This is a genomic window from Claveliimonas sp. (assembly GCF_037273965.1).
In the GTDB taxonomy this organism is placed as follows: Bacteria; Bacillota; Clostridia; order Lachnospirales; family Lachnospiraceae; genus Claveliimonas; species Claveliimonas bilis.
In genome coordinates this window covers 1-8,874 of sequence record NZ_JAYAZJ010000137.1, presented here as the reverse complement: position 1 = coordinate 8,874, position 8,874 = coordinate 1, and the positions used below count along the sequence as shown (strand labels likewise).

Genomic DNA, 8,874 nt, shown 5'->3' with positions numbered 1-8,874 from the left:
TGACGCCATCGATACGGATGATGAAACCTACAGCGAATGGATTTCCGGAGGAGATATTAATATTTATACTTATCTGAACTATGCAATATCCCAGAACTGGGTGGACTCATCCAAACTGCAGGATTATCTGGAATCCGGGGAAAAGTATTCAGACTCCTCGGAGATATATAATGCGATCGTAACTTATCTTACAGACCGTGTGCAGACAGATACCAGCTTTGATAAACTGATCTATCAGTATATGATCAAGGCCGGCACGGTGACAGGCAGTGAACTTTGCCGGATCCTCTATGAGCAGGGAGTGCTGGAGTGGGATGAAACACAGTACAATAATCTGGCATCCGGAGCTACCGGAGCTTATGATTTCCTGAGATCCAAGATCCAGTCTCTGGAGATTACGCCGGGACAGCTGGGATTGGAGCCGTGTTCAGGATCTGTGGTGATTACCGATCCGGATAACGGTGATGTGCTGGCATGTGTTTCCTATCCGGGATATGACAACAACCGCCTGGCCAATACGATGGACAGTGCATATTTCAATGAACTGAATACGAATTCCTCTCTGCCTCTTTACAACCGTGCCACTCAGGAGACGACAGCACCCGGTTCTACTTATAAGCCGCTGTCAGCTGTAGCCGGTCTGACGGAGGGAGCGGTTACACTTGATACGGCAGTTTACTGTGACGGTGTTTATGACAACATCAGCCCATCTGTTCGCTGCTGGATCTATCCCAGCAGTCACGGAACCATGGATGTCGTCAGCGGTATAACCAATTCCTGTAACGAATATTTTAATAACCTGGGTTATCAGCTGGGTATTCAGGAAGACGGAACCTATTCCAGTGACGTCGGTCTGGAGAAGCTGAAAAAATACGCTGAGATGTTCGGTCTGGGTGAAACGTCGGGTCTTGAAATACCGGAAACAGATCCGCAGATATCTACGGAAGACTCTGTACGTTCTGCTATGGGACAGGGCAACAACAACTTTACGACAAGCCAGCTTGCAAGATATATTACAGCAGTTGCAAATCAGGGAACTCTCTACGAACTTACGCTGCTCGACCGGGTAGAAAAGGTGGATGGCACAGTCGAGAAAGAATATGAAGCCAAAAGCCAGAAGATCGAAGGAATCTCTTCAACCACCTGGAATGCAGTAAATGCCGGTATGCAGGGCGTGGTACAGAACAGCAGTGTCTTTCCGGAAATTAATGCCAGCGGCATCAGCGTATCCGGGAAGACAGGTACCGCTCAGCAGAGTAATGAGCATGCAGACCATGGATTATTTGTAGCATTTGCTCCAAGTGAAAGTCCTGAGATCGCCATGGCTCTTCGTATCGCAAACGGATACAGCTCCACCTATGCTTCTGAAGTAGGCAGCGCAATCCTGCAATACTATTATCAGATTACAGATTCTTCTGAATTAATTACAGGACAGGCAGCCGAAATAGCAGCTACAACACATGGAGATTAAAGGTAAGGAGAGTTTTCGCTGTGAAAGATCATGTCATGATTAAAAGCAACCGATACGGCTTAACAGTTTATTTAGACAAAGAAATGCCTTTTGATGAGCTGTTAATGGAGATAGAAAACAAATTCAGGGCCTCCGTCCACTTCTTTGAAGGTACAGGGATGGCAGTCCGATTTGAGAACCGTATTCTTACCAAAGAGGAAGAGCAAAAAATCGTGGATACTATATCCGAAGCAGCAAAAATACAAATCCTGTGTATACTGGATTACGATGAAAAAACGGACAAGATGTACAAAAGCGCCGTAGATCAGACTCTGGCAGAAATGCCGGAGCCCGACGGACGGTTCTACAGGGGGACACTGAAGAAAAAGCAGGTGTTGGAATCAGAAACCAGCATTGTGATCATCGGAGATGTAGAGGAAGGTGCAACCGTTGTTTCCAAAGGAAATATTGTAATTATTGGAACTCTGTTCGGTTGTGCTCAAGCCGGAGCATCAGGACGAAAAGACGCTTTCATCGCCGCTCTTCATATGGAACCGGAAAAACTTCGCATCGGCGACAGGAAAGTAAAACCAGTGATAGGAGGAAATTATTCATGGGCGAGGTTATCGTAATTACATCAGGAAAAGGCGGGGTTGGTAAGACAACCACGACGGCAAATATCGGAGCAGGACTTTCACAGGCAGATAAAAAGGTTATTATCGTAGACACAGATCTGGGGCTTCGGAATCTGGATGTGGTCATGGGACTGGAAAATTTTATCGTGTATAATCTGGTAGATGTAATAGAAGGCAGCTGCCGTCTGAAGCAGGCGCTGATCCGGGATAAAAGATATGAGAATCTTTATCTGCTTCCGTCTGCGCAGACAAAAGATAAATCTGCCGTCTCTCCGGGACAGATGAAAAAACTTACAGCAGAGCTTAAGGAAGAATACGATTATGTTCTTCTGGACTGTCCCGCCGGAATAGAGCAGGGCTTTCAAAACGCCATTGCCGGGGCGGACCGGGCAATCGTTGTCACTACCCCGGAAGTCTCGTCTATCCGTGACGCGGACCGTATTATCGGGCTTCTTGAGGCAGAGAAGATCGGACGCTGTGAACTGATCATCAACCGGATCCGTATGGATATGGTAAAAAAAGGAGATATGATGTCTGTAGACGATGTGACGGAGATCCTCTCCATTCCTCTTTTGGGAGCCATACCGGACGACGAGCAGGTCGTGATCGGAACAAATCAGGGGGAACCGGTTATATCTATGGAGTCAAGAGCCGGACAGGCCTATCGGAATATATGCCGCCGGATCCTGGGAGAGGATATTCCTTTTATGGATCTGAACGGAAATGGGGGACTGCTCTCTAAGCTTTCCCAGATCTTCCATAAAAATTAAGGGGGCGCAAAAGCAGTATGGTGAGACGGTCTTCAGTGAGAATTGCAAAAGACAGGCTGAAGGTGCTGGTGGGAACGGACCGGATGCAGTGCAAACCGGATTTTTACGAAAAGATCAGCCGTGAGCTATACCAGACACTTTCCAAATATATTGAAATTACACCGGAGGAATTTGAAGTCTCTTATACAAGGACGCATGTACATATCAAATTTACAGGAGAAAAGCAGTGAAATTTCTTAAAATAACAAAACCTTATCATCTGAAAGATTATAAATTCACTCTGATCATACTTGTCATGGCCATCTCTTTTTTAGGCGTGCTGGTTATCGGAAGTGCAAATGAATCCTATCAGGGAAAACAGATCATCGGTCTGGTAGCCGCTGTCATTTTGATGGTCGTTGTATCTGTGATCGATTATGTATGGATTGCAAACTTTTACTGGATCTTGTATATCCTTTCCGTAGGGATGCTTGCCATTGTACTGATTCCCGGCGTAGGAGAGGTAGTCAACGGAGCGCGGCGCTGGATCAATCTGGGATTTACCAATTTTCAGCCTTCAGAGCTTGCAAAAATCTTTCTGATCATTTTCTTCGCAAAATTTATTATGGTTCATGAAGAGGATTTGAGCAGCAAAAGGACAATTTTAAAGGCAGTTATATTGATCGTTATACCTCTTGTATTGATTTTTGAGGAACCGAACCTCTCTACTACTATTTGTACAGCCGCTTTATTCTGTGTGCTGATGTATGTGGGCGGGCTGTCTTACCGCTTCATTGGGATTGTGCTGCTCGTCACAGTGCCGACGGCAATTATTTTGCTAAGTCTTATTGTGCAGCCGGATCAGAAGATCCTGGACGATTATCAGCAAAAGCGTATTCTTGCCTGGCTGAATCCGGAGGAATATGCCAGCGATGAAGCCTATCAGCAGAACAATTCCGTCATGGCAATCGGATCCGGTCAGCTGACAGGAAAAGGGCTGAACAATAATACAACAACTTCTGTAAAAAACGGAAACTTTATTCTGGAGCCCCAGACAGACTTTATTTTTGCAATTGTTGGAGAAGAATTAGGTTTTGTGGGTTGCTGTATTGTTATTGTTTTGTTATTATTAATCGTGATACAATGTATTGTAATAGGGATCCGAGCCCAGGATACAACGGGCAGAATCATCTGCTGCGGGGTCGGATCCCTGATCGGGATACAAACTTTTATTAATATTGCTGTTGCAACACAGATTTTCCCTAACACAGGAATTCCCCTTCCATTTGTAAGTTATGGACTTACTTCTCTGTGGAGTATGTATCTGGGAATTGGAATCGTTCTGAATGTGGGGCTGCAGCCGAAAAAATATCAGTAACCTGTTTTTTACTAATGTGAGGAGGAATCGTTGTATGAATATTGGTCTTATTGCCCACGATGGGAAAAAGACGCTGATGCAGAATTTTTGCATCGCGTATCGCGGGATTTTGAGCAAGCACAATCTGTTTGCAACAGGAACAACCGGAAGGTTAATAGAAGAAGTAACCAATTTGTCCATTCACAAATATCTGGCGGGCCATCTCGGAGGCGAACAGCAGATGAGCGCCCAGATTGCGCAGAATGATATTGATGCCCTGATTTTTTTAAGAGATCCTATGGCAAAACCCCATGAACCTGAAGTGAACGGAGTAATCAAGCTTTGCGACATGCATAATATTCCTATGGCGACAAATCTCGCCACAGCAGAATTAATTATACTTTCAATAGACAGAGGAGATTTAGATTGGCGTGAAATATACAGGTAAAAAGACATCGCTTATTCTTTGCGCAGCCGGAATTTCGCTGCTGATATCCGGGTGCGGCGCTGGAAGCGCTGTGACATCCTTTGAAAAAGAGAATTATAATAAAAGTATCTATGAGGCGGAATTGTTTGCTGAGGATCTCTGTGTGACAGATTCTGATGTATCCATCTCCGGTTTTGAGGGGGATTCTTCGCTCCATGCGGAAGGCCTGTTTGATCTGACTGATCACACGGTAGAGTATGGATATAATCTTTTTGAAAGATTATATCCGGCAAGTACCACAAAGATCTTAACAGCCCTTGTAGCAATCAAAAATTCCGATATGGACGATGTCGTCACTGTCAGCAGAAATGCAGCTGCGTCAAGCTTTGGCTGGGAAGATCAGGTATGCGGCCTCCAGGAAGGGGACCAGCTGACCATGAGAGATCTTTTGTACGGGCTGCTGCTTTGGTCCGGAAATGATAATGCAGTCGCCATTGCAGAACATGTCGGCGGAGATGTGGATACTTTTATGGAGATGGTAAATGACCAGGCCGCGGAGTTGATGGCTACCGGGACGCATTTTGTTACGCCCAACGGTCTCCATGATCCGGATCATTATACAACTGCATACGATCTGTATCTGATCTTTAATGAATGCATTAAGCATGAGGAATTTATGGATATTATCAGTGCTTCATCCTATACGGCAAATGTGACCGGTGCTGACGGGACAGCAAGACAGCTTACATGGGAACCGACCAATTACTATGCCAGAGGAGCGGCCGCTCTGCCGGAAGGCGCAACTGTGATCGGCGGCAAAACAGGATACACAGGGGATGCAGGAGACTGTCTTGTTCTTCTCTGTGAGAACGACAGTGGAGATCAATATATATCTATTGTTATGGGAGCAGCGGATAAGCCGACTTTATATGAAGATATGACAGCACTGATCGATCAGATCCCTTCGTTGGAATAAAGAAAACAAACTTTCAGCAGGAAAAGTTGCAAATAAAAAGAGGGGAACCCGTTTTTCCGGGCTGCCCCTCTTGATTTATGAACGGGAATCGGAGAAAGTTCCAATTCTTCCAAACAGACTGATCAGGTAAAGTCCGCACAATCCGACCAGTGTGTAAATGATCCGCGAGATCCATGTGAGATTGCCGAAAAGAAATGCCACCAGATCAAAACGGAAAATGCCGATCAACAGCCAGTTGATCGCCCCGATAATAACAAGGGTTAATGCAATATTGTCAAACCATTTCATATGATTTCCTCCTTTTTATCAGATGATGATATTATGTGCGGGAAATCCCAAAATATGCATGCCATAAAATTGATGGAAAGGACCTTTTTCTTTTATGATGAAAAAGACATTCTATTATCCTTATTCGGAATATTTGAAAAAAACGTATGGGGAAAAAGTTTATAAACTGCCGATCAATCTTCCCGTTACCTGTCCCAACAGATTAGGGAGACAAAAAGGCTGTACGTTCTGCGCGGAATCCGGCACCGGATTTGAGGCTTTGTCTTCCGAAGTCAGGATAACGGACCAGCTGATGAGCACAAGAAGTCTGATCGAAAAAAAGTATCATGCGCATAAGTTTATCGCTTATTTTCAAAACTATACCAATACCTTTATGAAAATCGAACGGTTTCGGGCATACATTGAAGAGGCAGCACGGGTGCCGGATATTGTGGAGATTGCAGTATCCACACGCCCGGACTGTATACGGGGAGAATACCTTGAGGCGCTGAAGGAAACAGCCACTGCCGGCGGACAGAGAGTTACGGTGGAGCTGGGTCTTCAGACGGCCAATTATCATACGCTTCAAAAAATCCAGCGGGGACATTCTCTGGCTGAATTTATCGATGCTGTTCTTGAAATCAAAAAATACGGTTTTGATATCTGCGCCCATGTAATTTTAAATCTTCCCGGTGATACCATGGAGGATGCAAAAGAAACAGCCAAGATCCTTTCTGCACTTGGAATTGACATTGTGAAGATCCATTCTCTTTATATCGCCAAAAACACCTTATTGTGCGAAGCTTATGAAAATGGTACAATAACCATATGTTCCAAAGAAGAATATCTGCAGCGCCTGCAGGTATTTCTGGAATTTTTAAATCCTGATATTGCAGTAGAGCGCCTGTTTTCGAGGATTCCGGAAGAAGAGGCCGTGTTCTGCAACTGGGAGACAAGCTGGTGGAAGCTTAAGGATGAATTTGAAGAAAAAATGCGGGCAGACGGCTCTTTTCAGGGAAAGAGATTCAGCTATCTGAAAGGAGCTGCACTTGAGAAATTGGAGGCAGTATATTGACTGGAAATGAGATAAACAACATTCAGGTTTACCGCAAAAAGTGGAATATTAATATAGGGGTCATTATTTTCGGAGTTATCTTTGTTTATTTGGTTGTTACTGTTTTGATGTACGCAACCGCTAAACATGTGTCATCTTATGAAGTGCGGGAGGGATCAATCTTAAAGGATACTTCCTATACCGGTCTTGTTCTCAGAGAGGAAACTGTTATTGGAGCAGAGGCAGATGGATATATCAATTACTTTGCACCGGAAGGCAGTAAAGTAGGCAGAAAGACCAATGTTTACAGTATTTCTTCTGAAAAATTGGATTTTTCCGGTCAGGAAAACACAGAGGAATCAGAGGATTCCGGTTTAACTTCCGAGGAAAGAGACTCTATTATCCAAAAAGCCCAAAGTTTTAGTGAAAATTTTCAGAACAATAAATATGAGGATACCTATACGTTTAAAGATTCCATTGAAAATATTCTGTCAAGCAGCACAGCCCAGAGCCGGCAGGCACAGCTTAGCGCCATGATAGAAAGCGGTCAGGAGGGGCTGACAACCTATGTCGCATCTGATGACGGGATTATTGTATATTCGGTAGACGGATATGAAGATCTTGCTATGGATCAGGTAACTGCCGACATGATATCGCGGGCAGATTATCAGAAAACAGAGCTTTTTAACAATACAAAGGTCAAAAGCGGCGATCCTGCCTACAAGCTTGTGACAAACGAAGAGTGGACGCTTGTGATCCAGCTGGATGAGGAAATGACAAAAGAGCTGGCAGACACAACCAGTGTAAAGGTCAGATTTACAAAAGATGATCAGACAACATGGGCAGGATTCCAGATTTATAATACGGAAGACGCCGACCTTGGTTTCCTCACATTTGATCATTCAATGGTAAGATATGTAGGAGAGCGTTTTCTGGATATTGAACTGATCCTGGAGGATGAAACAGGTCTTAAAATTCCCAAATCCTCTGTAACAGAAAAAGAATTCTACATAATTCCTGAAGATTACATCACTTTGGGCGGCAACAGCAGCCAGTCCGGCGTTCTGGTCCAGAGCGATGGAGAAGATGCTTCCTTCCACGCAGTGGATGTATATTATCGTGACAGTGAGACAGGTATGGTCTATCTGAATATGGATGAGTTAAAAAAGGGAGATGTTTTGATCAAACCGGATTCAGCAGATACATATACCATTTCCGAGAAGGCTTCTTTGCAGGGAGTTTACAATATTAATAAAGGATATGCAGAGTTTAAACCTGTGGAAATTCTCTGTGAGAGTGAGGAATATTATATTGTGAAATCCGGCAATGATTATGGATTGACAAATTACGATCATATTGCTTTAGATGGAAGTGAAATTCAGGAAAATGAGCTTGTAATGTAAAAAATCTGTCATGAAAAGGAGTGTTTATATATGTTACAGGATAATTTCAGGGAAGTAGAACAGAGGATTGAAGCAGCCTGCAGACGTTCCGGCCGTGATCCGAAGGAGGTTACACTGATTGCTGTCAGTAAAACAAAACCTGTGGAAATGCTGCAGGAAGCCTATGATTTTGGCACAAGGATCTTCGGCGAAAATAAAGTTCAGGAATTGACCGAAAAATACGATCAGCTTCCCAAAGATATTCATTGGCATCTGATCGGACATTTGCAGAGAAATAAGGTCAAATATATCATCGATAAAGTTGATCTGATCCATTCTGTAGATTCCGTCCGTCTGGCAGAAGCAATAGACAAAGAAGCGCAGAAACATGGGATTACCGCTAATATTCTGATTGAGGTAAATGTGGCGGGAGAGGAGAGCAAATTCGGTATCTCACCGGAAGAAACCGAAAGCTTTATAGAAAAAATTGCTGGATTTTCCCATATAAAAGTGTGTGGATTGATGACAATTGCTCCTTTTGTAGAAAATCCGGAAGAAAATCGGCCATATTTTCAGC

At 43.9% G+C, this 8,874-nt stretch carries 11 protein-coding genes; 10 read left to right on the top strand and 1 reads right to left on the bottom strand.

Annotated elements, in window-relative coordinates:
* The 7 genes from WJ238_RS11875 to WJ238_RS11845 all read left to right on the top strand — a co-directional run.
* Nucleotides 1-1,471, top strand: a 1,471-nt coding sequence (locus WJ238_RS11875; protein WP_337607032.1) for a penicillin-binding transpeptidase domain-containing protein, incomplete at its 5' end; no start/stop codon positions are given.
* Nucleotides 1,472-1,491: 20 nt separating this feature from the next.
* On the top strand, nucleotides 1,492-2,082 hold the full coding sequence (locus WJ238_RS11870) for a septum site-determining protein MinC (RefSeq protein ID WP_230106159.1): 591 nt from the start codon (nucleotides 1,492-1,494) through the stop codon (nucleotides 2,080-2,082).
* Nucleotides 2,064-2,855 (top strand): septum site-determining protein MinD, encoded by a 792-nt coding sequence (gene minD / locus WJ238_RS11865; protein ID WP_230106158.1) that lies wholly within the window; start codon nucleotides 2,064-2,066, stop codon nucleotides 2,853-2,855. The genes WJ238_RS11870 and minD overlap by 19 nt, the downstream gene beginning before the upstream one ends.
* 35 nt (nucleotides 2,856-2,890) lie before the next feature.
* A complete protein-coding gene (locus tag WJ238_RS11860) occupies nucleotides 2,891-3,085 on the top strand; it encodes a cell division topological specificity factor MinE (protein WP_337607031.1) in 195 nt (64 codons plus the stop codon).
* The gene (locus WJ238_RS11855) at nucleotides 3,082-4,212 is read left to right on the top strand and encodes an FtsW/RodA/SpoVE family cell cycle protein (protein ID WP_230106156.1); all 1,131 of its coding nucleotides are present in this window, start codon (nucleotides 3,082-3,084) and stop codon (nucleotides 4,210-4,212) included. Before WJ238_RS11860 ends, WJ238_RS11855 begins: the two co-directional genes overlap by 4 nt.
* A gap of 34 nt (nucleotides 4,213-4,246) precedes the next feature.
* Complete coding sequence (gene mgsA, locus WJ238_RS11850) at nucleotides 4,247-4,639, top strand: methylglyoxal synthase (protein ID WP_230106155.1); 393 nt, start codon at nucleotides 4,247-4,249, stop codon at nucleotides 4,637-4,639.
* Entirely contained in the window at nucleotides 4,623-5,594 is a 972-nt protein-coding gene (locus WJ238_RS11845) for a D-alanyl-D-alanine carboxypeptidase family protein (RefSeq protein WP_230106154.1), read from the top strand. The genes mgsA and WJ238_RS11845 overlap by 17 nt, the downstream gene beginning before the upstream one ends.
* A 75-nt stretch (nucleotides 5,595-5,669) precedes the next feature.
* Here WJ238_RS11845 and WJ238_RS11840 read toward each other — a convergent pair whose 3' ends face one another.
* A complete protein-coding gene (locus tag WJ238_RS11840; protein WP_230106153.1) occupies nucleotides 5,670-5,882 on the bottom strand; it encodes a DUF378 domain-containing protein in 213 nt (70 codons plus the stop codon).
* 94 nt (nucleotides 5,883-5,976) lie between these two features.
* On the opposite strand from WJ238_RS11840, the gene mnmL reads away from it, so the two are divergent.
* The 3 genes from mnmL to WJ238_RS11825 form a co-directional block, all read left to right on the top strand.
* On the top strand, nucleotides 5,977-6,936 hold the full coding sequence (mnmL, locus tag WJ238_RS11835) for a tRNA modification radical SAM protein MnmL/YtqA (protein ID WP_230106152.1): 960 nt from the start codon (nucleotides 5,977-5,979) through the stop codon (nucleotides 6,934-6,936).
* Nucleotides 6,933-8,318: a biotin/lipoyl attachment domain-containing protein gene (locus WJ238_RS11830; protein WP_230106151.1), complete on the top strand. Its 1,386-nt coding sequence runs from the start codon at nucleotides 6,933-6,935 to the stop codon at nucleotides 8,316-8,318. Before mnmL ends, WJ238_RS11830 begins: the two co-directional genes overlap by 4 nt.
* 30 nt (nucleotides 8,319-8,348) lie before the next feature.
* Nucleotides 8,349-8,874, top strand: a 526-nt coding sequence (locus tag WJ238_RS11825; protein ID WP_337607030.1) for a YggS family pyridoxal phosphate-dependent enzyme, incomplete at its 3' end; no start/stop codon positions are given.

Bases quoted from the DNA above. Each gene is read 5' to 3' on its own strand.
- WJ238_RS11840 (WP_230106153.1), bottom strand. From the start codon at position 5,882: ATGAAATGGTTTGACAATATTGCATTAACCCTTGTTATTATCGGGGCG.
- mgsA (WP_230106155.1), top strand. From the start codon at position 4,247: ATGAATATTGGTCTTATTGCCCACGATGGGAAAAAGACGCTGATGCAG.
- minD (WP_230106158.1), top strand. From the start codon at position 2,064: ATGGGCGAGGTTATCGTAATTACATCAGGAAAAGGCGGGGTTGGTAAG.
- mnmL (WP_230106152.1), top strand. From the start codon at position 5,977: ATGATGAAAAAGACATTCTATTATCCTTATTCGGAATATTTGAAAAAA.